At 56.5% G+C, this 23,346-nt stretch carries 20 protein-coding genes and 1 pseudogene; 10 read left to right on the top strand and 11 right to left on the bottom strand.

The features are described 5' to 3' along the window. Positions 1–9 precede the first annotated feature (9 nt). The 6 genes from BGIM_RS0123800 to BGIM_RS0123770 all read right to left on the bottom strand — a co-directional run bounded on the left by BGIM_RS0123800 (position 10) and on the right by BGIM_RS0123770 (position 7,715). Positions 10–2,979 carry a DUF1553 domain-containing protein gene (locus tag BGIM_RS0123800; RefSeq protein WP_020472229.1) on the bottom strand — a complete coding sequence of 990 codons (2,970 nt, stop codon included), beginning with the start codon at positions 2,977–2,979 and terminating at the stop codon, positions 10–12. A gap of 257 nt (positions 2,980–3,236) precedes the next feature. Then, positions 3,237–4,154 carry a DUF1559 domain-containing protein gene (locus tag BGIM_RS0123790; RefSeq protein ID WP_020472227.1) on the bottom strand — a complete coding sequence of 306 codons (918 nt, stop codon included), beginning with the start codon at positions 4,152–4,154 and terminating at the stop codon, positions 3,237–3,239. 233 nt (positions 4,155–4,387) lie between these two features. Then, positions 4,388–4,825 carry a hypothetical protein gene (locus BGIM_RS0123785; RefSeq protein ID WP_020472226.1) on the bottom strand — a complete coding sequence of 146 codons (438 nt, stop codon included), beginning with the start codon at positions 4,823–4,825 and terminating at the stop codon, positions 4,388–4,390. A gap of 222 nt (positions 4,826–5,047) precedes the next feature. Beyond that, positions 5,048–5,974, bottom strand: a complete 927-nt coding sequence (locus tag BGIM_RS0123780) for a DUF1559 domain-containing protein (protein ID WP_020472225.1) — start codon at positions 5,972–5,974, stop codon at positions 5,048–5,050. A gap of 227 nt (positions 5,975–6,201) precedes the next feature. Then, on the bottom strand, positions 6,202–6,654 hold the full coding sequence (locus tag BGIM_RS0123775) for a carboxymuconolactone decarboxylase family protein (RefSeq protein WP_020472224.1): 453 nt from the start codon (positions 6,652–6,654) through the stop codon (positions 6,202–6,204). Beyond that, entirely contained in the window at positions 6,651–7,715 is a 1,065-nt protein-coding gene (locus tag BGIM_RS0123770) for an alkaline phosphatase family protein (protein ID WP_020472223.1), read from the bottom strand. The genes BGIM_RS0123775 and BGIM_RS0123770 overlap by 4 nt, the downstream gene beginning before the upstream one ends. Before the next feature lie 101 nt (positions 7,716–7,816). On the opposite strand from BGIM_RS0123770, the gene BGIM_RS0123765 reads away from it, so the two are divergent. From BGIM_RS0123765 to BGIM_RS0123750, 4 genes are read left to right on the top strand one after another with little or no spacing between them, the layout of a single operon-like run. Continuing rightward, positions 7,817–9,625 (top strand): ABC transporter permease, encoded by a 1,809-nt coding sequence (locus BGIM_RS0123765; RefSeq protein WP_020472222.1) that lies wholly within the window; start codon positions 7,817–7,819, stop codon positions 9,623–9,625. A 21-nt stretch (positions 9,626–9,646) separates the two neighbouring features. Continuing rightward, on the top strand, positions 9,647–10,783 hold the full coding sequence (locus tag BGIM_RS0123760) for a C45 family autoproteolytic acyltransferase/hydolase (protein WP_020472221.1): 1,137 nt from the start codon (positions 9,647–9,649) through the stop codon (positions 10,781–10,783). Between the two features lie 44 nt (positions 10,784–10,827). Next, the gene (locus tag BGIM_RS0123755) at positions 10,828–12,201 is read left to right on the top strand and encodes a DEAD/DEAH box helicase family protein (protein WP_020472220.1); all 1,374 of its coding nucleotides are present in this window, start codon (positions 10,828–10,830) and stop codon (positions 12,199–12,201) included. 12 nt (positions 12,202–12,213) lie between these two features. Next, positions 12,214–13,410 carry a DUF790 family protein gene (locus tag BGIM_RS0123750; RefSeq protein WP_020472219.1) on the top strand — a complete coding sequence of 399 codons (1,197 nt, stop codon included), beginning with the start codon at positions 12,214–12,216 and terminating at the stop codon, positions 13,408–13,410. Between the two features lie 276 nt (positions 13,411–13,686). Here BGIM_RS0123750 and BGIM_RS0123745 read toward each other — a convergent pair whose 3' ends face one another. Genes BGIM_RS0123745 through BGIM_RS58125 form a run of 4 tightly spaced genes read right to left on the bottom strand, consistent with a single transcriptional unit; the run spans position 13,687 to position 17,368 of the window. After that, positions 13,687–14,589 carry a DUF1559 family PulG-like putative transporter gene (locus BGIM_RS0123745; protein WP_020472218.1) on the bottom strand — a complete coding sequence of 301 codons (903 nt, stop codon included), beginning with the start codon at positions 14,587–14,589 and terminating at the stop codon, positions 13,687–13,689. An 18-nt stretch (positions 14,590–14,607) separates the two neighbouring features. Continuing rightward, positions 14,608–15,501, bottom strand: coding sequence for a DUF1559 family PulG-like putative transporter (locus BGIM_RS52070; RefSeq protein ID WP_020472217.1), 894 nt, complete (start codon positions 15,499–15,501; stop codon positions 14,608–14,610). Between the two features lie 19 nt (positions 15,502–15,520). After that, complete coding sequence (locus BGIM_RS0123735) at positions 15,521–16,369, bottom strand: DUF1559 family PulG-like putative transporter (RefSeq protein ID WP_020472216.1); 849 nt, start codon at positions 16,367–16,369, stop codon at positions 15,521–15,523. A 15-nt stretch (positions 16,370–16,384) separates the two neighbouring features. Beyond that, positions 16,385–17,368: a DUF1559 family PulG-like putative transporter gene (locus BGIM_RS58125; protein WP_193789009.1), complete on the bottom strand. Its 984-nt coding sequence runs from the start codon at positions 17,366–17,368 to the stop codon at positions 16,385–16,387. 398 nt (positions 17,369–17,766) lie between these two features. Between BGIM_RS58125 and ilvN the strand changes: the two genes are divergently transcribed. Then, on the top strand, positions 17,767–18,264 hold the full coding sequence (gene ilvN, locus BGIM_RS0123725; protein WP_020472214.1) for an acetolactate synthase small subunit: 498 nt from the start codon (positions 17,767–17,769) through the stop codon (positions 18,262–18,264). Then, entirely contained in the window at positions 18,261–18,563 is a 303-nt protein-coding gene (locus tag BGIM_RS0123720; protein WP_020472213.1) for a hypothetical protein, read from the top strand. The genes ilvN and BGIM_RS0123720 overlap by 4 nt, the downstream gene beginning before the upstream one ends. A 97-nt stretch (positions 18,564–18,660) precedes the next feature. On the opposite strand, the gene BGIM_RS0123715 is transcribed toward BGIM_RS0123720, so the two are convergent. Beyond that, complete coding sequence (locus BGIM_RS0123715) at positions 18,661–19,617, bottom strand: TIGR01777 family oxidoreductase (RefSeq protein ID WP_020472212.1); 957 nt, start codon at positions 19,615–19,617, stop codon at positions 18,661–18,663. A 207-nt stretch (positions 19,618–19,824) separates the two neighbouring features. Here BGIM_RS0123715 and rdgB point away from each other — a divergent pair, with 207 nt between their 5' ends. The 4 genes and pseudogenes from rdgB to BGIM_RS64960 form a co-directional block, all read left to right on the top strand. Beyond that, on the top strand, positions 19,825–20,430 hold the full coding sequence (rdgB, locus tag BGIM_RS0123705; RefSeq protein WP_020472210.1) for an RdgB/HAM1 family non-canonical purine NTP pyrophosphatase: 606 nt from the start codon (positions 19,825–19,827) through the stop codon (positions 20,428–20,430). Between the two features lie 82 nt (positions 20,431–20,512). Then, entirely contained in the window at positions 20,513–21,418 is a 906-nt protein-coding gene (gene xerD, locus BGIM_RS0123700) for a site-specific tyrosine recombinase XerD (RefSeq protein ID WP_020472209.1), read from the top strand. A gap of 198 nt (positions 21,419–21,616) precedes the next feature. Continuing rightward, the gene (locus BGIM_RS0123695; protein ID WP_020472208.1) at positions 21,617–22,735 is read left to right on the top strand and encodes a zinc-binding metallopeptidase family protein; all 1,119 of its coding nucleotides are present in this window, start codon (positions 21,617–21,619) and stop codon (positions 22,733–22,735) included. Between the two features lie 319 nt (positions 22,736–23,054). Then, positions 23,055–23,346, top strand: a pseudogene (locus BGIM_RS64960) (TolC family protein); the annotation flags it as partial.

The raw sequence follows: 23,346 nt of genomic DNA, 5'->3' as shown, positions 1-23,346 counted from the left end.
GATCGCTCCTCAATCGACAAAGTGGAATTCGTTCAGGTTGAACAACAGGCGACACGTATTTGGCAGACCATGTTTCGCCGTGTGTTCCGTGAGGGCGGCCAGTTCCTCGGCCGAAGGTTCCCGGCTCAACGCCAGCCGGACCGCCAGGCGAACTTGTTCCTTTGGCTCTTTTGCTTCTTTGCTCACTCGCTCGGCGAAGTGTTTCGCCATCGCGATGCTGAGTTTGTTGTTCAGCACGGCCAACGCCTGAAGCGGAGAGTATGTTTGATTGCGTTTGTCCACCGAGACGGACGGGTCCGCACAATCCAGCGTCGTCATGAACGGTTGAAGCTGCGAACGAACCAAGAACCGATACACCGCCCGGCGATGCGTGCGGACATCCTCGGGATCGTAACGGTCGTATTCGTAGTGCGGTGAGTGATCTGGCTTGTCGATCACGAAGTCTTGAAAGGCCGGACCGCCCATCGTGAGATCGAGTTTGCCGCTCACCATCAGGATGCTGTCCCGAACGGCCTCGGCCTCCAGTTTGCGGCGGACCATCCGGGAATACCACATGTTGCCGGAATCGGCACGCACGGCATCAGCATCCCCGGCCGATGATTGCCGATAAGTCTCGCTCATCACGATGGTCTTGTGCAACCACTTGAACGAGCCGTTGTGTTTGAGGAATTCGGCCGCCAGCCAGTCAATCAGTTCGGGATGTGAGGGGAGTTGGCCCATCCGGCCGAAGTCGTTCGGCGAATCGACAAGACCACGGCCCATGTGATACAGCCACACCCGGTTGACAATCGAACGCCATGTCAGCGGGTTCTTCTCGGAGGAAAGCCATCGGGCCAATCCGGCCCGGCGTTCGCCCTCGGCGTGGTTGGCTGGAAGATTGAATTCACCAGGAATATTGGGCAATTGAGTCAACGCGCTGGCTTCGACCAGCTTGCCCGGCTTGGTGACTTCGCCGCGGTTCAGAACATTAATGGGACGAGGCTTGCCCCCCTGCCCGCCCGTGCCGACGAACGCCCCGCCGCCGGTATAAACCATCCCGACATACGCCGTCCGTTGCGCGGGCAACGCCGCCATTTGTCGGACCATCTCGGCCACTTCGACGGTCAACGCCGTCTCGCGTTCGCGGGTCTTGGCTTCGACGACTTTGTTCAACAAATCCTGACGTTGCTTGCGGAGTTCATCGCCATTTTGAGGAATGCCCGTTTTTTTGGCGTAAGTGATTCCATCCGTGAGATTGCTCCGACGCCATCGGGGTCCGGCTTCGATCGTGTCAAGCGAGATGACCGTTTTGCCGAACGCCACATTCGCGCCGCTGGCGTCGAGTGCTTCCAATTCGGCAAGGGCGAGCATGTAATCGTTCTGCCGAAGGGCCAGTTTCGTGGCCGTTATCCGCACATATCGCCCCTGCTTCTTCATTGCAGGAAAAGTCTGCGGTTCCACGCCAGGATTTTTCACATCCGTGGCCGTGCGATCCGCAAGCAGTTGCACATTGGTCTTGAACTCGGGATCGTCGGCCAGTTCAATCTTGAACCGCACCGGGAAGCCGAAACCCGCTCCGATGTCCGCGAAATCGTCGTGACAACCCGTGATGGAAACGGAAGCCAGTTGCACGGATTTGCCGAGGTCAACTTGAACCCACTTCACCGTGTCTTGTCGTTCAGTCAAGGCGCTGTGGTAGCCGAATTCTGGGGCCGCGCCCGCGACAGGCTTCGCGATCTTGGACAGCAAATCATCAAGTCTGGCCAACTCGGCCCCGCCCGCTTTCTTGATGGCCTCCCGGATTACGGCCAGTTCTCCTTCAACCTTCTTCCGACGGTCGGCCAAGACGCCTCGTTGGCGGGCAGTGTTCGGATCAACATCGTACCGCATGTCCGCCCGGTCGAGGGCGGCGAAGACCGCCTGAAGGCGGTAATAATCTTCCTGCGAAACAGGGTCAAACTTGTGGTTATGGCATTGGGCGCAATGCACGGTCATGCTCATGAACGTGGACATCGTGTTGGCCACCATGTCGTCACGGTCCAGATGGCGGGCCACCTTGCCGTCGATCTTCGTCTCGGGCACTTCCGCATGGCCGATAAAGTCCCACGGACCGGCGGCGATGAAACCCAGTGCCTCAATGCCATCCTGTGTGCCAGGAAACAACACGTCCCCGGCGATTTGTTCCTGAACAAACCGGGCGTAAGGTTTGTCCGCGTTCAGCGAGCGGATCACGTAATCGCGGTAGGGCCAGGCGTTCGGACGGGGCTTGTCTTTGTCGTAGCCATGACTGTCGCCGAAATGCACCACATCCAGCCAGTGCCTCGCCCAGCGTTCCCCATACTGCGGTGCCGCGAGATATCGATCCACCAGTTTCTCGTAGGCGTCGGCCGCCGGATCGTTGGCGAATTTCTCCACTTCTTCGGGAGCGGGAGGCAACCCCAACAAATCGAAACTCAGACGACGGATCAAAGTCCGTCGGTCGGCCAAGACGGCAGGCTTCAGCTTCTGTTCCAGTTGCTTCACCCGGACAAAGCGGTCAATCGGATGGGCCGACCAACGGCGTTCCGTTTCGGGAAGCACCGGCGGAGCTGGATATTTGATTGGCTGGAACGACCACCACTTGGTGCGATCTTCGGCGACGGCCACTTCCGGCCGCTTCGCTCCGGCGGTGATCCAAGTTTTGAGTAATTGCACACTCTCCGGCTTGAGGGCCGGGCCATCCGGCGGCATCCGGTCATCAGGGTTGGAACTGATGACTCGCTGAATCAAATGACTCTTGGCCGGATCGCCCGCCTTGAGTGCCGAACCGGATTCCCCGATGCCAAAGTTCGGAGCGGCAGCATCAAGCCTTAGATTTCCCTTTTGCTTTTTCGGCCCGTGACAAGACACACAAGCAGAATCCAACAACGGCTGGATGTCTTTGGTGAAGTCTGGTTCGGCTGCCGCCAGCGATCCGGCTGACAGCAAAGCGGCCACGAGGGACGTGCGAAGTGAACTCATCGGCATCCTCGTTCACAAAACATGCGATCAAGACTGTCGGCCATCCGGGATGAATAAGCCGACAAAATTTGGAAGGTTCAATGCTCAAGACACGGATCACTTGCAGGAAGCGGACTGTTCGGAATTCCGCTTGAACCGTGACATCCCCAAACAAAACAACAACCGAGATTCATCAACAATCATACCGGATTCCGGTGTTTTGCTCATGAACTTCGGTCATTGAAAAATCGGAACTCACAAGCGAGGCGAATCGCTGATTAGAAGTCCGTTGCGGCTTCGCCACCGCTCATGGTGCCGAGGCTATTCCAAACGCCGATCGCAATCGAATTCCGGGCAAACCGAACAGAACCGTCGCCCAACAACACATTCACCCCGCCTGTGTGACGACTGCGAGCGGCCGCTTGAGTGGGCGAACCACCCGTGCAAGGGGCGGCCACATCCGCATTGTTGCAGATAATCGTGTCTGTCCCGCTGTTTGGCGTGCTGAGGGTCATAAAGGCGAAGCCAATGTACGCCGGGTCATCGTTGAAAAAGTCACCGTTGGAATTCGAGTCGGCATCCCCCTTGGCGATCAGTCGTTCGGACATCATCAATGTGTTCGACAAGCCATCGGTGATCGAACTGAAAGGTGTTCGTTGAGGCGTGGCCGCGTTTCCACCCGTGAACCCAAAAATCGCGTCGGCAATTGTCCCTGAAAAGGGAACGGATTTATTGCCCCAACAAACCACATAGTTTCCTCGTGCCCGATAGTATGGATCACCCATCCAGAGGGCGTTTGGCCGGTCACTCGGGCAGTAGTACAGCGGAATTTTTTGAGCAGAAAGGCCCGTCGTCGCATTCTGATTAACACTGGGACCATTGTAAAACTGTTGCACGTCGACATTTCCGTACTGAGTGGCCAACGCCGTCTGCTCGACGTAAGCCCACAAGTGTGGAACCCATGTGTGCCGCGGTGAGTTGGTCGCGCCGGGGGGAAGAGCGGAATTCACATCGTGGTGGCCGTGCATGGCCAGGCCCCACTGTTTGAAATTGTTGGTGCATTTCATCCGGTTGGCGGCCTCGCGGATCTTTTGCACGGCCGGCAGAAGCAGGCCAATGAGGATGGCAATGATCGCAATCACCACCAACAATTCAATGAGCGTGAACCCAGACCGGCTTTGGCGGACTTTCTTCATCTAGAACACCTGTAAAAGAATCATGATTGGATTGGGCAGGTCAATCGACAGACAACCGAAAGATGTGAGGGGGCATTAATCTGGTTGCGCCGAAGTATCAGGAGAGTTGTGTGGATTCTAGAGGGCCTGACAAGATGATTCAATCCAAAATGCACCAAGCAAATTCCATGCCCTTGCCTCTCGCCCAGCTGATTTCGTTCAACTTGGCCGAGAGCATTCTCCGACTAAACAAGTCACTTTTTACCGGGGGCCGGATCGGAGATCAGTTCAAAATTCAATTCCTTGGTGTCCGGTTTGATGTCGTGAACCAGTTCAGACTTGGAATTGTATTTGGCGGGGATGATTTCAGTGACAATGTCCACCAACGGGCTGTCCGGGGTATTGTAAGCCTTCCGCTGTCCGGTGACTTTTGACGCCGAGATGGACACTCGCATTTTGGTCACCGGCACTTCGGCGGTGAATTCGCCGTTCTTCACGATGCCGCTGGCGGTCGGCGCATCATCACCAACCGGCCGAAAATTCACCAACCCCTCGGCCAACGGCTGGCCGTCAAGTGTCACCTTCCCCTTGATTTTGGCCACGGATGGCCCGGAAGACCCGCAAGCGGGAATGAGAAAAATCAACGCAACAACCGCCGCCAAACGGCCGATTCGGAACACATGTAACCGCATGATTTGATGTCCGACGATGAGAGTGTTTTTTGGGGAGAGTCATCCGTGGGTTTACCGACTGGTTAATCCACGGATTTGCCACTGTTAGGTATTAGACCCTATTCACGATAACCAAGAAAATCGTCGTTAAACCCTTGTGTGACAAATGTTTGCGCCGAATATTTATCATATTTCACAAGTGCTTGCGAACAAAGCAATTACGGTTATCGTGAATACGATCTATTAAAAATTCCCAACGACTTCACCGCCGCTCATCGTGCCCAACGCAGACCAAATCCCGCTGGCAATCGCGCTCCGGACAAACCGGACCGAGCCGTCGCCAAGCAACGCATTCACCCCGCCCGTGTGCCGGCTTCGGGCCGCCACTTGGTAAGGGGAGGAATTGTTCACGCAAGGGGCGGCCGGATCGTTGGAATTGGTGCAATAGCCCATCGCATCCGTGCCGCTGTTCGGAGTGTTGATCGTCATGAACATGAAGCCGCAACCGCTGATATCGTCGTTGAACACGTCTCCGTGCGTGATGAAATCACCGTCGGCTTTGGCCATGATGATTTCCGACATCAACAACGTGTTGGAAAGCCCGTCCGTGATAGAGCTAAAGGGCGTCTTTTGGGGTGTTGCCTGATTGCCCCCCATGTGGCCAAACGGAGCATCCAGCGTCGATCCGGAGGAATTCGAGTATTTGTTTCCCCAATTCACCATGTAATTGGAACGTGCCCGATAGTACGAGTCGCCCGTCCAAATGGCGTTCGGACGATCACTGGGGCAATAGTACATGGAAATCTTTTGAGTCGACAGCCCGGTCGTGGCATTCTGGTTGACACTGGGCGCCAGGTAAAACTGTTGAACATCCACACTGCCATATTGGGTCGCCAAAGCAGTCTGTTCGATGTAGGGCCACAAGCAAGGCACCCACGTGTGCCGGGGACTGCTGGTTCCGCCGGGGGGAAGGGCGCCGTTGACATCGTGGTGGCCGTGCATGGCCAGGCCCCACTGTTTGAAATTGTTGGTGCATTTCATCCGGTTGGCGGCTTCCCGGATCTTTTGCACAGCGGGCAACAGGAGGCCAATGAGGATGGCGATGATCGCGATCACCACCAGCAGTTCGATCAGGGTAAATCCTGAACGAGGTTTACGAGGATTTTTCATGAACCGTACCTTGAGAAAAAATCAATGGAAAAGACTTGAGGGTTTCAGTCGCAGGCAAATGGGTTTGCTCCAAATGCCATGTTCGGACAAATTTCAAATGACATGAATGTAATGTGAAGATTGTAAGCGATTCGTGCGGAATCGGTCAATCGAAATATTCAGTTGTCTCGTCAGAACTTCGGAAAACGCTCTGCCTATGCGAACACACCTTCTCATTAATGCCAAATCTACCGCTTCTTCGGCGTCTTCTTCACCGGCTTGGCCGCTTTTAACTGACGTTCCCGCACGGCCACCGGGAGGATATCCGGTTCCACTTGATAGGCCTCGGCCAGCGTATTAGTGGTGTTAAACAAGCCGACGACGGCCATCACCTCACCCAATCCTTCTTCGTCCAACCCCAGTTTTTGGACGGCGGCCGTGTGGGAGTTGATGCAGTAGGCGCAACCGTTTGTGGCTGACACAGCCAGGGCGATGATCTCCTTGGTCAGCATGTCCAGTTTGCCCGGTTTCATGATGGCTTTCAGCCGGGACCAGACCAATTCCAGATGTTCCGGGTTGGTGGCCAATGCTCGCCAAAGGTTGGGGACGCGGTCGATCTTCTTGGTCTCCATGATGTCCCGATAGACGGCCTGGACTCGCGGGTCAGTCGTCGATTCATCCACATCGCGGACAGTGCTCATGTTGGTGTCTCCCTGACAAGGTGTTCTTTGAGCATGTTGGTGATCTCCTCCACCGGCCCCGGTTGGGTTTGGGCGAGATTCATCGTCTCCCAGCGATCATCCGGTTGGGCGAATAACTTCCCCTCATCCGTCGGCACCCCGACGGGAAGGACGTAACTCCATTCCGGGATGCGGAAATAACGGGCAATCCCGGATGGCATACATCGTTCAGCAAGGATGTTCGGCCGGCCTGAAAACACAACGGGATTCAGTAAGGAGTTTTCTGTCCCCAAGCCAAACGCCTGTCGGATCGCCCCGTGAAGGTCGTCATGGGTGGTGAATTGGGATATTCGCCGCGGGGCCAGCCGGGAAGCCGAGGAGTGGATTAGCAACGGGACGTGAACATCTTCCGAATAAACGCAATCCGGATGCGGACCAACGTAACCATGTTCGGCGAGGGCCAGGCCGTGGGTTCCGGTCACCACCGTGACTGCATCGCTATCCAATTTGGGAAAAAACGACCTGCGGATGAGGGTGATGTCCCGGTCAAGTTCCTCCAGTTGACAGGCGAAACTCAGGCGAAGCCGTTCCCATTCGCGGTCGTCCGGGGGATATTCGCCGAACGCCGGATCGGTCAACGGGACCAGCGGTTCATCTTCCTTGTTAAATTCGGAGTGTTTCGCCAATTGCTGGAAGGTTTCCTTCTTCACATTCCAAGGCGGCAAGAGTTGGGCCGTTTCCACCATTACGAACCAATCGGGTACGTCGATGAGCGACTTCGCGGCCTGACGAGCCAATGACCACAGGGACTTGGTTTCGCCGGGTGATTGCGGCGTGTGATTCAAGAAGAGTGTGTGAATGCCCCGGACATTGAGTTCAGCCAGCAAGTCCGTTCCCGACTGACCGCCGGTTTGCCAGGATTGTCGGAACCCGGCCGGGGTGGGCCGCGTACAGAAATGATGATCGAAGACGAAGGATTCGGCCGCCAAGGCGTCGAATTGCGGGGTGAGCGTCCATTCGTTTCCGTATGGTCCCGGCCAATGGGTGTTCAGTCCGTGGACGGCGATCAAAAGGAACTTCATCCGGTGGTCTGTGCGGTTCGGGATTCCAAGGAAGCGGGTCTGTCGGCCCTGCGACACCTTCGGTACATCATAGGTATTCTTTCCGAGATGCGGGGGTAGGCGTGCTGGGTCCGATTTTTAACCGGGAATTCCTGACGGTTCCCCGGCGCGAACGCCATCATGCCATCCGGCTGGCCTCGCTGGCCCTTTTGTGGGTCATCGGCATCACGGCCTGGCAGGCAACCGTCGGGTTCACCAAAGACGCCGCCCTGGGCGAAACCGCCCGTTTTGGCTTGCTGCTGTTCCAGATCGCCAGTTACGTGCAACTCACGCTGCTGCTGTTCTTTTCAGCCCTCTCGGCCGCCAGCACGGTCGCGCAGGAGAAGGATCGCCGCACTTTTCTGTTGTTGCTGCTCACGGACATGCGTGACTACGAAATTGTGCTGGGAAAGATGCTCGGCAGTCTGCTGCCCATCGTCATTCTGTTCGGCGTCACCGTGCCCTTTTTCTCCATGCTTCTATTGCTTGGCGGAGTATCGGGCACGCAAGTCATCCAAACCATTCTTGTTTTGGCGGCCACCTCCTTCGCGGCCGGTTCTCTTGGGGCGTTGGTCGCCTTATGGCGGGATCGCACGTTTCAAGCCCTCGCCCTCGCGGTGCTGGCCATTGTGTTTTACCTCTTCGTCGCCCAAGGGGCCGGATTGCTGGCCCGGTTGTTTGTCTCCACCGAGCAAGCAACAGTGTTGATTGCTTGGCTTGAACCCTACTCGGCCATGCTGTTCGTGCTGGAACCCCCGTCGGAGGGAATGATCGTTCATCCGGCTTACGGCTTCACGGTCTTCATGTTCTTCTTCGGCCTGGCTCTCACTGGGTTGGGGGTGTTCAAACTGCGAAGATGGAACCCGAGCGGCGAACCCGTCCAGCAACGGGAAGCCCCCGAAGATGCGGAAGCCGAGATGAAGGACCGGGCAAAAGCCCATGCAGCGCCCGGCAAGGCCCGCGATGTTTGGAAGAACCCGATCCTCTGGCGGGAAATCTGCACCTATGCCTACGGGCGACGGCCGGTCTTGGTGAAACTGGCTTACGGCTTGGTGACCGCCCTCATCGTGTATTTTGCCATCAGCGAACTCAATCGCGGCGGTGAACGCCCGGAGTTCGCCGCCGCTTACGGCCTCGTCCCGGCGGCGATTCTCAGTTTGCTACTCATCAGCGCCCAATCGGCGACCTCCATCACTTCGGAGCGGGACGGCAAGGCCCTCGACCTGTTGCTGGTCACCGACTTGGACCCCAGAGAGTTTGTCTTCGGGAAACTCGGAGGCGTGTTGTACAACACGAAGGAATTCATCCTGCCGCTGGGCTTGCTGACGATCTATTACGCCATCATCGGTGTGATGGCCTACTCGCGTGATGGTGATGCGAGTTTTGCGAAGAATTTCGGGCCGATGCTATGCGTGTTGATGGCGTTTGCCGTCATCATCGCCTTTGTGATGGTGTTGGGGTTGCACGTCTCCCTGCGGATTGAAAATTCCCGGCTGGCGGTAGTGAACACGCTTGGCACGGTGTTCTTCCTTTCCGTGGGGACCATCGTGAGCATTTACCTCATCGTCATCAACGGCGGCAGTCTGGGGAATCAACTTCTGAGCTTTAGCGCCTTCATCTGTCTGGGGATCGGCGGATTGTGGTGGGTGTTGAGCGCCGACCGGCCGTCGGCGGCCTTGAGCCTCTCGTCGATTCTCTGCCCGTTCGCCATGTTTTACTCGGTGGTCAATATCCTGATCGCCAAGCCCGGTTCGCGGGAATCGGCCGACCCGCTCATCCCGCTGTTGGTGGTTGGGGCGGCGTTTGGCTTCACCATCTCGGCGATGCTCGTGCCACTGTTGAGCGAGTTCGACGTGGCCACCGGCCGGACGACATCCAACTCCGAAGAGTGACTTTTTCAGGAGGAAACACGCATGTTCGCAAGGTTTGCGATTCTGGGTCTCATCCTCTTCGCCGGGTTTGCCGCCGGGCAGGACAAACTGTACCCGGAAGCCACATCCGGCAAGGGAAAAGTTTCTTATGTGAACGGGTTCCTGGTGATCGTCCTGCAAGGGACGCCCGAGGAAATTGGCACGCAGTATGGCGAACTCGTGTTGAAGCCGGCCAAACCGCTCATTGGCCGGGTGGACAAATACATGGTTCAAATCGGTTGGGAGAAGGTTTTCCCAACGATGGTCAAATTGTCCGGCTTGGTGTTCATCAACTTCCCGGCCGATCAGCAAAAGGAAGTCTCGACGGCCGCCAAGATCGCGGGCGTTGACAAGAACTTGTTGACTGCCTTGAATGCCATCCCTGACCTGGCCAAACTCGGCGGCTGTTCCACATTGGTCGTCGAGCCAAACCGCAGCCAGACAGAAGGCCCGCTGTTCGGGCGCAATCTCGACTGGCCCCCTTTTGAGGGACTGCCGGAATTCACTTCTGTGATCGTCTTCAAACCCAAGGGCAAGCAGGCTTTTGCCGCCGTCACCTTCCCGGTGCTGATCGGCTGCCTCTCAGGGATGAACGAAGCCGGATTGTCTCTGGCCATCAATGAAATCACCGAGAGCAAGGACAAATCCACCGGGCGAAACATCACGGGAACACCGATGATGATGCTCTTTCGTCGCATTTTGGAGGAATGCAAAACCATCGACGAAGCCGAGGCGATATTGAAGAAAGCCGACCGCACGACTTGGTTCTGCCTGACGCTATGCGATCCGAAATCGTCCTGCGTGCTGGAAGTCACACCGAAGAACGTGGTTCGCCGATCAGCCATTCAAGATGTCTGTTGCTGCACAAATCATTTCCGCACAGACGAACTGAGTCTGACCAAAAAATGTGATCGCTATCCCAAACTCGAAGCCATCCAGACCGGGAAACAGAAACTCGGCGTCAAAGAAGTGTTCACAGCCTTGGGGGAAGTCCATCAGGACAATCACACGGTTCAGTCGATGATTTTCGAGCCGAAAGCCCTCACGGTTCACGTCTCCAAGGGGACTGGAACCAAATCGGCGACGGAAATCCCCCTCACCAAGATTGATTTGAAGCCGTTCTTCCAGAACAATCAGTGAGTGTTATTCCAAATCCCATGTGGCCAGCCCAACGGTAGGTTCTCATGCCCGAACCGATCCAGTTGAAATTCGACGGCGGCACGATCATCGTCAGCGATGGTGACGCGGACGTTCGTTCACAATTGCCGGGCGTTTCCTTCGACCCCCGCACTCGGACGGAGCGGGCCGAGGGGCGGGCTTACCGGGCCATCGTCGAACATTTGCTGACCCACAAGATTCCTTACGCCGATCAGGCCCGAAACTACCAAGTCGCCGCCTGGAGCATGCAAAGCACACGGGTGCCGTTTCCCCATCAACAAGAGGCGGTCGATGTCTGGTGGAAATCACGCGGGCGCGGCGTGGTGGTGCTGCCCACCGGAACCGGCAAAACGTTCACGGCCATGCTGGCGATTCAAAAATCACAGCGTCCGGCGCTCGTCATCACCCCGACCATCGACCTACTGAACCAATGGCACTTTGAACTCTCCAAAGCCTTCGGCGGAACCATCGGGCTGATGGGCGGCGGCGAGTACGACATCCAACCGCTGACGGTGACGACCTACGATTCCGCATACATCCATTTGGATCGTTGGGGCAACAAGTTCGGCCTGTTGGTGTTCGATGAATGCCATCACCTGCCGGGGCCAACGTATGCGATGGCCGCCGTCGGTTCGATTGCCCCGTATCGGCTCGGGTTGACCGCCACACCGGAACGGGCCGACGGACAGGAAAGCCAGTACGAGGGATTGATCGGCCCGACAGTCTACCGGCGGGAGATCAAGGAACTCTCGGGGGACTTTCTGGCCGACTACGAAACCCGGCGAATTTATGTGTCATTGACGGCCGACGAACAACAACGTTACCAGACCGCCCGAGAAACGTATCGCCAGTTCATTTTGGATCGCAACATCAGCCTTGGCGGGCCGAACGGCTGGCAGCGGTTCATCTTCGAGGCCAGCCGCAGCGCCGAGGGTCGGGTGGCGTTTCAGGCGTTCCGCGAGCAAAAGAAACTCGAACGGGCGGCCGAGGCAAAACTGCAAACGCTGGAGCAACTGCTCCTCACCCACGCCAAAGACCGAATTCTGATCTTCACCGCCGACAATGCGACGGTTTACAAAATCGCCCGCCAGTATCTGGTGCCGCCGATCACGCATCAAACCAAGGCCCGCGAGCGGAAACAGATTTTGGAACGCTTCCACTCCGGGGAATATCCGGTGGTCGTCACCAGTCAGGTTCTCAACGAGGGCGTGGACGTCCCGGCTGCAAATGTGGGCATTGTGCTTTCCGGCACCAGCACCATCCGGGAGAACGTCCAGCGGTTGGGCCGTCTGTTGCGGAAGCAAACCGACAAGCACGCCATCTTGTACGAGATCGTCGCCAAGGGAACGAGCGAGGAATTCTCCAGTGAACGCCGTCGCCAGCACCATGCCTTCCAGTGAGTTTTGCATCCCATGCTGACCGGCAAACATGTTCGTGTGCGGATGGTGCGGAATCGGCTCATTCCGCAGTATCTCGATGTGATGGACCCTGTCTGGCAGGAAACCGCCACAACGTTGCTGGAATTGTTTCGCACGTTTCCCGGTCGTTCTCGCGAGGAGATTGAGCAGGAACTGGCCGAAGTCGTCGGCGATTTACCCTCCCAACTGGTTCAGCAGGGGTTGGCGAAACTGCTGGAAGATCGTTGCGAATTCGAGGTCGATTCCGAGCAAGACCCGGCATCCGTGCGGGAACAAGTGTTCTTGGAAGCCGCCCGTCAACGCACTTCGGGGCGCCCTTTCGACCGTCAGGCGATCCTGGAAGCCGTCGGCCTGCATCTCTCCACCACGCCGGAACTGGTGGATCTCGCCATCTTCGCGGATTTGAAGGCCGAGCAACGGGTGACGAAATTCGCCGATATCACGCCATTGCAACTCATCCATCGGTACAACGTCGCGCTGGCCCAGGCGGCGCTATTGCGGTCGTCGCGGGTGGTCGTGCGAATCGAAGGGGAATCACAGGCTCGCTATCGGCACCTCTTCCGGGCGATCAAGTTCCACCGGTTGATCGGAACCATCACCCACGCCGGGCGTGATGCTTACGAAATCACCCTCGACGGCCCCCTGAGCTTGTTTAGCTCCACTCAAAAATACGGGGTGCAACTGGCTATCTTCCTGCCGACCCTTCTGCTGTGCAAACGCTTCTCGCTGGCCGCCGAGGTGAAATGGGGGCCGCAACGGAAGGAGAAGGAATTCCGGCTGGACTCATCCGACGGGCTTCGATCTCATCTGGTGGATTACGGCGATCACACACCGCCGGAAATCACCATGTTTGCCGAGAGTTTCGCCAAACTCTCCACAGACTGGACTCTGTCAGCCGACGCCCAAGTGATGGCGTTGGGCAATCATTTCTGGGTTCCCGATTTCACGCTCATCCACGCCAAATCCGGGCAGGTGATTTACGTCGAACTACTGGGCTTCTGGCGAAAAACGGATGCCGAGGCCCATTATGTCCGCCTGCAATCCCATTACCCAAACCAGTTCATCCTCGGCATCTCGGACCAGTTCAACCTCGACGAAGAAACGGCCGCCGTGAACGCCAACATTTATCGTTTTCGACGAACGCCGCTGCCGAGCGAGGTGGTCAGAATCGCGGATGCGTTGGGGAGATGAGGCTACAGGGCTTCGAGTTTTCGGATTTCGAAACCGGTCAAAATCGACCTTAAAAGTGACCGAAAACGGTGAAAAACAGCCCTCCGGCGACCATTTCTGAACAGTTGGACACCCCAAAAGTGGTCAAAAACAGTGGGCCAACTGAACACTATTTTTCAAAACCCCCGGCAAAACAAAGGGGTCGCCTGATGATTTTGGGCAAATGCGCAGCGATTTTGAGTGGTTGAAAATGGCCCATTATGGCGAGCCGACAACCTGAACCCTCTCACAGACTTGTCAGGGGCTTTCCCACAAGTCCTTGACAATGATTCCATCCGTTCCGTTGACCAGTGCCCGGAAAGTGTTGGGATTGATGTCACGACGGGCTTTCCTGACACTGCCGTCCGCCATCAACACAAGAAAGAACGGATTCTGCGGGCTGATTCCGCCAACCGCAGGGGGCGATTTTCCGGGGCCGAAGTCCAGTTGGTCCGGCTTCGTCCATTCGATCGGGTCGCCCGCCTCAAACACCATGATGGTGTTGCTTGTGCCATCCGTCACCCCGGTAACCATTCGACCTCGGGGAAGGTTCGCATTCGGCGGCCCCAATCGCTCGAACATCGCTCCCGCACTCGAAAACCCGCGAAAATAAGTCTTCTCGTTCCCAGCCTTGCCCCGCGAGGCCGATGTGGCGTATTCATCGGGCATTTCCTTCAGCAGAAGCCGGTTGGCGGGGCTGTCCCACGGTTCGTCCTTTTTGAACTTGTTGTAAAGATCCGTTTCGTTCAGAAACGGCAGCAGATGAACCCGCCAGCTCAAGAGCGGTTTGCCGGCGGCGTTGTAAGAATCAGCCGGGAAGAATCCGTTCGTTTTTTCAAAATTATCCAGTTGCCTTCCCAGTTCCTTCAAGCCTTCCGAGGTCTCGATGGCCTCGCTTTTGTTCATGTTCAGCTGGGCGTCTTTCATGATATTTTCGCCCGCCTCCTTCAACTTGTTGACCGCCCGGTTGCAGCCGATCCACGCGGCGGTGATCCCCCCGCCGCAGATCAGCAACACCGTGGAGCAAATGATGCCGACAATCATGGCGGCATTGCTTTTCTTTGGCGGCCCCCCGCGGTCGTATCGCCGGGGATCATCGTCATCATCCCGACGGCGCGGGCGGCGGGGACGGTCATCGTCAAATTCGTCATCTCTGGCCATGGAAGTTTCCTGAATAAATCACTTCTTGATGAGGTCTTCGACATTCACTTTTTCACCACCGGAAATGGTGATGAGAGCCTTGAGTTGTTCCGGGGCGATGGATTTTTTAAACGGTCGCACAAAACCATCCGAAAGAACCACGATAAATTCATTCGTGCCCCTGTCACCGCCCAAAGCCGGCAGTGGCTGACCGATGTCCCAAGTCAAATCATCGGGTTTCGTCCATTCCACCGACTCACCCGCCTCAATGCAAAAAATGGTGTTTGACGCGCCATCGCTGATTTCATCAAGCCCATACGCGGGCCGGGGCTGAAGATTGCCGCGACGCATGTATCGCTCTGGCGGAATCCTTTCCATGACAGCCCCCGGCGTGGCGAACGCACGCACATATGTGCGATTTCCTCGAACAGACGGGGAACTGTCCCCCACCCGTCCGTAAATCGCGGGCATCAGGTCCAACAAAGGACGATTGTTGGGACTGTCCCAAGGCTCGTCGAGTTTGAACTGGCTATAGAGATTGTTTTGCTCGATGTAGGGCAAAATATGAACCCGCCAACTGAGAAGCGGCTTGCCGTTCGCATCGTACGTGTTGGTTGGCAAATAAGCATATGTCGATTCGTAATTACTCACGCCCAAACCAACCTGCTTGAAATTGTTGCTGAGTTTCATTCGGTTGGCGGCCGTGCGGACGCTTTGGACGCCGTTAAGCAGCATATAGAAACCGCCGCCGCAGCACGGGACGATCAGCACGGCGGCGACAATGCCCAAAATCAGAAACAGGTTGCTCTTTTTGGCCGGACGAGCGGGTCGGTCATCCTCGCCGTCCCGGCGAGGCCTTCGAGGTTCGTTTTCAAATTCATCATCCCGGCGTGAGCGACGGGGTCGGTCTTCAAATTCATCTTCATTAGGCATGCGAGTTTCCTGAAAAATATCACTTGATGAGGTCTTCGATCCGCACTGGTTCGCCACCGGCGATGGTGATGAGAGCTTTGAGTTGCCCCGGCGTGATGCTCTTCTTAAGAGTTCGCGCCTTGCCGTCCACGAAAGCCGCTTGAAACTCGTTCGTGTTCCGGTCCCCGCCGAGGGAAGGAATCGGCTGGCCGATGTCCCATGTCAAATCGTCCGGCTTGGTCCACTCGACAGACTCCCCGGCCTCGATCATGAAAATGGTTTCGGATCGCACGTCGAGAACTTCGTTGAATCCGAGGTCAAGCCGGATTCGGCCATTCGGTCGTTTTTGGCCCCGTTCCAAAGGGATGCGTTCCATTGCGGCCCCCTGGGTGGAGAAAGCGCGAATAAATGTTCGGTTTTCGCGTTCGGTCGCCGAGCGGGCATTTGGCGACCCAAAGATGTGGGGCATTTCATCAAGCAACGGCCGGTTATTGGGGCTGTCCCACGGTTCATCGAAGTGAAATTTCTGATAGAGTTCCTCTCCTTCGATGTATGGCAAGAGTTGAACCCGCCAGCTTAGCAAAGGCTGGCCGTTCGCGTCGAAGGTGTTCGCCGGAAATCGGCCATGAGCATCGTGAAAGAGTTCGACCGCGAAAATGATCTGGCTGAAATTCCCCTGAATCACCATCCGGTCAGTTCTCGACTGAACTCTTCTGATTCCACCGAGCGCCAACAACCCCACAAAGGCCAGCAAGAGAATAATCGGCCCAATGAAGAGGCCGGGCCTTAGCCGCACCTGCCGGATCCGCACCGGATGCGTGGGCAGATCATCCGGTTCGTCACGGAGAGGCGGAAGATGATCCGCCTCGATATCGTCGTTGTTAGCCATCAAAACTCTTCAAAGTCAGTCCAAGAACACCTTTTCGTTTCCGGCATAGGTGATCGCAGCCTTCAATTGCTCCGAGGAAATGGTTTTCTTTACTGGTTTCACAAAACCGTCGCCGAAGAGAGCAATAAACACATCGGAATTTTTCCGGTCACCGCCGAAGGATGGCATGGGTTGCCCCGGAGCCCAAGACAAATCGTCCGGTTTGGTCCAATCCACAGACTCCCCGGCTTCCACACACAACAACGTGTTTGAAAGGCCATCCGAGACATTCATCATCCGCGGCCCCTTGGGAGCGCCAAACGGGTTTCCAAAATCCAGTTTGCCATTCTGCGGTTGGTTGGCCATTTTGGGTTCCATCATGGCTCCGGACATGGAGAAACCACGGTAATACGTCTTGCTGCCCATCGGAACTTTGCCGGTTCGCTCGGCCCAAGTGGCATACACCTTCGGCATCCGGGAAAGCAGCGGCTTGTTGTTGGGGCTATCCCAAGGTTCGTTCAATCGAAACTGTTGATAAAGACCCTGCTCTTCCACATATGGCAGAATGTGAACACGCCAGCTCAGGAGAGGCTTTCCATTCGCATCAAAAGAATTGGTCGGAAAGCCGCTGTTGACAGTTTCATAATTGTGCATCCCGAGACCAATTTGTTTCAGATTGTTCGAGATCGTCAACCGTTCGCCTGCGTCCCCCAACTTATCCTTCGCTTTTGAGATGACGTAGTAAATCCCGTAACCGCCGCCTCCACAAAGCAATATCAGCACCAAGGCCAGAATGCCCAAGATCAACGGCAACTTGCTGCCCTTCTTGGGAGCGCGATCAGGTCGGTCCAAATCATCGTCGTCATCACGGCGACGGGATTTGCGAGGACGGTCTTCCGGTTCATCATCGTCATCCCGGCGGCGGGATTTTCGGGGACGGTCTTCTGGTTCGTCGTCATCGCGACGGCGGGGTTTGCGAGGACGGTCCTCTTCTTCAAAATCATCATCGTTGCGTGCCACGGGAAAGCCCTGCAAATAGTGATTGATGGATGTGAGCCATTGTATGAGAACCGTTTCCAAATTAGGAACATGAAGACATGGGTGATGGCCGACAGACCGGCGAATTTCGATCTGTCGTTTCAAATTCTTTATTCAAAACCACTTACGACCAAATCACTCCGTAGACTCTCAAGAAATTCTGACATCCTTCAAGGCGGTATTTGATCACGGAGGCTCCTTTGTCTGATCACTCCCTTCACGGGTAACCATTCCAATGATTGACCGAACCCAAAACGGCCGGCCGCCCTCGTCTTGGTTGAATTCCACCTTCCGAATTCGGAAGGATTCGTCGTTCTTCGTTTGTTCGCTAAGATTTCTGCTGATCCGTTTCCGCTCCCTTGGGAGAGAAGAGACTCTTCATGCGACACGTTCTTTCGGCGGTGGTGCAAAATCAACCCGGCGTGCTGGCCCAAATTTCCGGCATGCTCGCCTCCCGCGGCTTCAACATCGACAGCCTTGCTGTCGGCGCCACCGAAGTCCCGGAGATGGCCCGGATGACCTTCGTCGTCCGCGGGGATGACTCCGAACTCGAACAGGTTCGCAAGCAGCTAGGCAAGGTCGTCACCGTCGTCCGCGTCATGGACATTTCGTCCGAAGATTTCGTCGAACGGGATTTGATGCTCATCAAGGTGAAATCATCCGCCCAGCAACGGGTTGAGATTTCCCTGATGGTTGAGATGTTCCGTGCCCGCGTGGTTGACATCACCCATGACACGCTGGTGATCGAAGTGAGCGGCACCGAAGGCAAAATCGAGGCGTTCATCGAACTGATGCGGCCCTATGGCATCATTGAATTGTCCCGCACCGGCCGGATCGCGCTGGTTCGCGGTTCACTCACAGAAGGGCCCAAGGCATGAGCAATCCAACCACCGTCTCTTCGTCAACCCGGAAGCTGACTCCGGCCATGATCGACACGCTGCGATCGCTGACTGAAGGCCAGAAAATCCGACTGACGCAAACCGTTCGCGTTGGCCGGCGCCTCTGGACCACCACGGTCAACGGCACGTTTCGCGGCCTCAATTACCTGGCCACGGGCGTGACCACCGACCGCGTTCCGGAGGACGACGTGATCGTCCCCGTGCTGCACTTCACCAAAGAAAACGGTGAACTCTCCAGCATCGCCGTGGATGAGAACAGCAAAGTGGAAAAGGTTTGACCGAGAAGACGAACCACAAAGTCACAAAGGTCACACGAAGATTCACAAAGAAAATCAAATCAATTCTTCTTGGTGAGACTTTGTGTGACCTTTGTGATTAATCTTTTCCACCCGCCAAATATCTGCCCCACAAATCTCGCGTGGCATTGGCCCATTCTGGAAATTCAAACCGGAAGCCCGATTCCATCAACCGGCCCGGAACAACCCGGCGGCTTTTCAAAATCAACTCGGTTTCCGTTTTCAGGAAGATGGCTCCGAGTTCCAACATCCACTTGGTTGCCGGAAGACCGATCTTGATGCCGGCGGCCTGTCGCAAAATCCGCATGAATTCTGCATTCGGCAACGGGTTCGGCGAACAAAGATTCACAGGGCCGCTCAAATCATCCCGGTCAATCAGCCATAGCGCCGCCCGCGTGAAGTCGTGGTCGTGAATCCAAGAAACAAACTGCCGACCATTGCCATTGGTGCCGCCAAGCCGCTTGCGGACAAGGCCTGCCAGCACGTCAAAGACACCATCGCGGTCGGGACTCATCACCATCGCCGTCCGCATGAGTACGGTTCGCGTGCGGGGCAGCGGAATCTCGGAGGCAGCCGATTCCCACGCCTTGGCCACATCAGTGCTGAATCGCCAAGTGCCGGGCACATTTGGCTCATCCCCGCCGATGAGGCCCGTGGTCTCGTCATTCGGGGTATCGTAACGGTGCGCGTAAATGGTGGCCGTGCTGGATTGCAACCAGACTTTCGGCGGCCGAACGGCCCCGGCCATCGCCTTGGCGATGGCCCGAGTGGAATTCACCCGCGACTCCATGATGTCCCGGCGATTCGCTGCCGAATAACGGCAATTGACGCTTCTCCCAGCCAGATTGACGACAACATCAGCCCCGTCGATCTCTCGTTCCCATTCGCCGGAATTAATGGCATCCCACGCCACCACCCGAACGGCCGAAGGCGAGACGGTTCGGCTCAGGATCACCACCTCATGACCGGCGGCCACGAATGCTCGCGTGAGGATTTGGCCAATCTGTCCGGTCCCGCCGGGGATGACGATTTTCATGGTTGTTCTCGCCGGGGAAAGTGACGCGGCCGCAAAGTCCGCCCAAACCGATTGGTGGATCAACCGCCGACGGATTCCCGCTCACAACAACCACACGCCTCATTTTCGGCATCATCGGTTCTGTTTCACCCATCGAAAAGGACTACCCACCCGGACTTCCGTTGACATGGCTTTCCGCTTCAGCAACATTGGAAGCGGAGGTGGGTTATGCCCCGGCTGGTGATTGGTTCGCACAACAAAAAGAAACTGGTTGAACTCAGCGACTTGCTGAAAGATCTTCCCTTCGAGGTGGTCAACCTCGATTCGTTCATGTCCGTGGAGGATGTGGAAGAAACGGGCACTACCTTCGAGGAAAACGCCCGGCTCAAGGCCGTCGCCTACGCGAAAGCCACCGGGCAATGGACACTGGCCGAGGACAGCGGCTTGGTCGTTCCCGCCCTGAAGGGACGACCGGGGGTCTACTCGGCCCGCTATGCCGGGACGCACGGCGACGATGCCGCCAACAACAAGAAGTTGCTCGCGGAACTGGCCCCGCTCCCCGCCGACCGCCGGGCGGCTTACTACGTCTGCGTCGCCATTCTGGCGGCCCCGGACGGAGAGGTCAAAGCCGTTTCGGAAGGCCGTTGCAACGGCGTAATCCTGACGGACGCACGCGGAACCGGCGGTTTCGGTTACGATCCGCTGTTCCTCATTCCCGAGTTTCACCAGACCTTCGGCGAACTTTCCTTGCGGGTCAAACAGGCATTGAGCCACCGGGCGAAAGCCGTGGCCGGGCTAAGACCGGCATTGCGAGCCATCGCCAACAACCAATGACCGGATCGATTCTGTTCCATGCTTTCAGGCAAGTGAATGAATCTTGATTGGTCATACGACGCATCAAACTTGAAAGACACCGATGACCGACTTCGCCGAACTCACAGATGAAATCCTCGCGTTCAAGCATTACCAACAGGCCGAGCGGGGAATGGCGGAGAACACCATCATCTCTTACGCCCACGATCTGCAACGATATGCCGATTGGTTCGTGGCCGGCCAGATGAAGAACTTCCGCAAGCCGACGCTGGGGGAATTGGCCGATTACATCTCGTTCATGCGGGATGAAAAACTGGCTCCCGCCAGCATGGCCCGGCATCTTGTCTCGTTGAAGATGCTTTACCGCTTTCTCAAGCTGGAAGAACGGGCCGATCCGGCGGCGGTGGAATTGCTGAGTTCGCCCGCTTTGTGGGAACGCATCCCACAGGTGCTGTCCCCGGAGTCCGTGGAAAAACTGCTGGCGGCCCCCGTGCCTTCGGACCGATTCTTCCTGCGGGATCGGGCGATCCTGGAGACGATGTACGCCACCGGTTGCCGGGCGTCCGAGGTCGTCGGGCTGAAAGTGGCCGATGTATATCTTGACGCGATGTTCTGCAAATGCACCGGCAAGGGAAGCAAGCAGCGGATTGTGCCGTTAGGCTCGAAGGCCATCGCCGCCCTGCGGGTGTATCTTGGGGAAACCCGAACCGGGTCCGTGATGGCCACTCCCAGCGAATACGTCTTTCTGAGCCGCGCCGGAAAGAAACTGGACCGCGAGATTCTGTGGTCCATCGTCAAAAAATATGTCAAACGGGCCGGATTGCACCGCAAAACCAGCCCGCACACCCTCCGGCACAGTTTCGCCACTCACTTGCTCTCCGGCGGCGCCGACCTGCGGGCTGTTCAGGAAATGCTCGGCCACGCCAGCATTGGCACCACTCAAATCTACACCCATGTGGACCGCAACCGGCTCAAGCAGATGCACAAACTCTTCCACCCCAGAGGTTAATTTCAAAGCGGGGGATACCTCGCTTTCACCTATCAGCACACAAATTTTCCAATCACGGATTTTTGAACACCTTTCTTCTCTTCTGAAATAGCGGCACAGTTATTGCGTTAATGTTGTCGCAATAACCAAAACTCGTCCCCAACCCCGTTTATTCACGCGGTTTGGGAAGTTGATTGCTCAAGAGAACGAAAGAATCCGATGAAGACTGACCATTGCGATCACTGCGGCCAAGTGGTGTTTTTTGAAAACGTCCAGTGCGTCAAATGCGGCCACCTGCTGGCTTTCCTGCCGGATGAAATGCAAATCGGTTCCCTTGAGGAAGCCGAAGATGGATTGTGGCGAAAACCCGACGCCAAAAACAACAAAGCCCGATATCGGCTCTGCGCCAACTACACGGAACATCAGGTCTGCAATTGGGCCGTGGACTCCGATGATTCCAATCCCTTGTGCATTTCGTGCCGGCTGACGCAAGTGATCCCGAACTTGAACGAACCGGGCAAGAAAGAAGCGTGGTACAAACTGGAAACCGCCAAACGCCGGTTGATCTACACGCTGCTGGCCCTCAAGTTGCCAATCACCGGCCGACTGGAAGAACCGGAAACCGGCCTCTCCTTCGAGTTCCTCTCAGACCCCGAACCGGGCACGCCGGATGCCGAACCCGTTCTCACCGGACACGACAATGGAAAGATTGTCATCAACATTGCCGAGGCCGACGACTCCGAACGGGAGAAACGCCGCCATGCGATGCACGAACCGTATCGCACCCTGTTGGGCCATTTTCGGCACGAAATCGGCCATTATTATTGGGATCAGTTGATTAAGGACTCGCCCCGTCTCGAAGCCTATCGGCATCTCTTCGGTGATGAGCGGGCCGACTACGGCGAAGCCTTGCAGAAACACTACAAGGACGGCGCACCGGCCGACTGGAACGAACGATTCATCAGCACCTATGCCACCGCCCACCCGTGGGAAGACTGGGCCGAATCATGGGCTCACTACTTGCATATGTCAGACGCGCTGGAAACTGCCTCCGACTGCGGCCTCCATTTGAAACCGGCCCGCAGCGACGAACCCAAAATGAAGGCGACAGCCATCCCGGTCGGCAAACAACCGGATTCCTTCCAAGTGATGGTGAACAACTGGTATCCGCTTACCTATGTGCTGAACAATCTCAACCGCGGCATCGGCCTGCCGGATGGTTACCCTTTCGTTATCTCCCCGCCGGTGCTCGACAAATTGCGATTCATCCACGAAACGATCTCAGCCAACGCCAATCCGGTGCTGAGAACGAAGGGATTAAAGGCGGTCCGCGTTTGAATTTCGAGAAGGATCGTTCCGTGCAAAACCCCGGAAATCGCCAGACTACCGGGGAAATGACCTTAACTCATTAAGACCGCGATAAGCAGATTGTAAATTCCGGCTTATCTTCACGCCAGTTTGTTGCAAATGCCTATGGTTCTGGTTAGCCGAAAAATGATGTGACGCTCCTTCAACAGAGCTTGATTTTCCGCATTTCGGCTTTCCGGAGCGGGATTATTTCACGTCCTTGCTCATGGTTTAGAATCGGCGATGTTGAGCACGGCACGACCGGTGAAATCGCTCAACTCGGTTCGAGATGTCAACCGATGACCAAGGCATGAAACGTCAACGGCGATTATCGGCGTTCTTGTGCGGAAGCCTCTTCCTCGGCGGATGTCACACGATGTCCCCGGACGGAGGCGAGTCGCAAGTGGACGGGGTGGTGCAAAGCCGCTTCGGCTATGACGCCCAACCGCCGACGCCGACGGGCGTGAACGAAGTCATCTATCCGCAGGGGTTGACCGAAGCGCAACCGCTCACCCTCGACCACGCGGTGATGCTCGCCCTCTGGAACAACCCGACCTTTCACGACAACCTCGCCGAGTTGAAACTGACGCGGGCCGACCTGA

The sequence above is a fragment of the Zavarzinella formosa DSM 19928 genome (assembly GCF_000255705.1).
Taxonomy (GTDB): domain Bacteria; phylum Planctomycetota; class Planctomycetia; order Gemmatales; family Gemmataceae; genus Zavarzinella; species Zavarzinella formosa.
The sequence above is the reverse complement of the archived record's forward strand: the minus strand, read 5'-3'. Positions and strand labels throughout refer to the sequence as shown.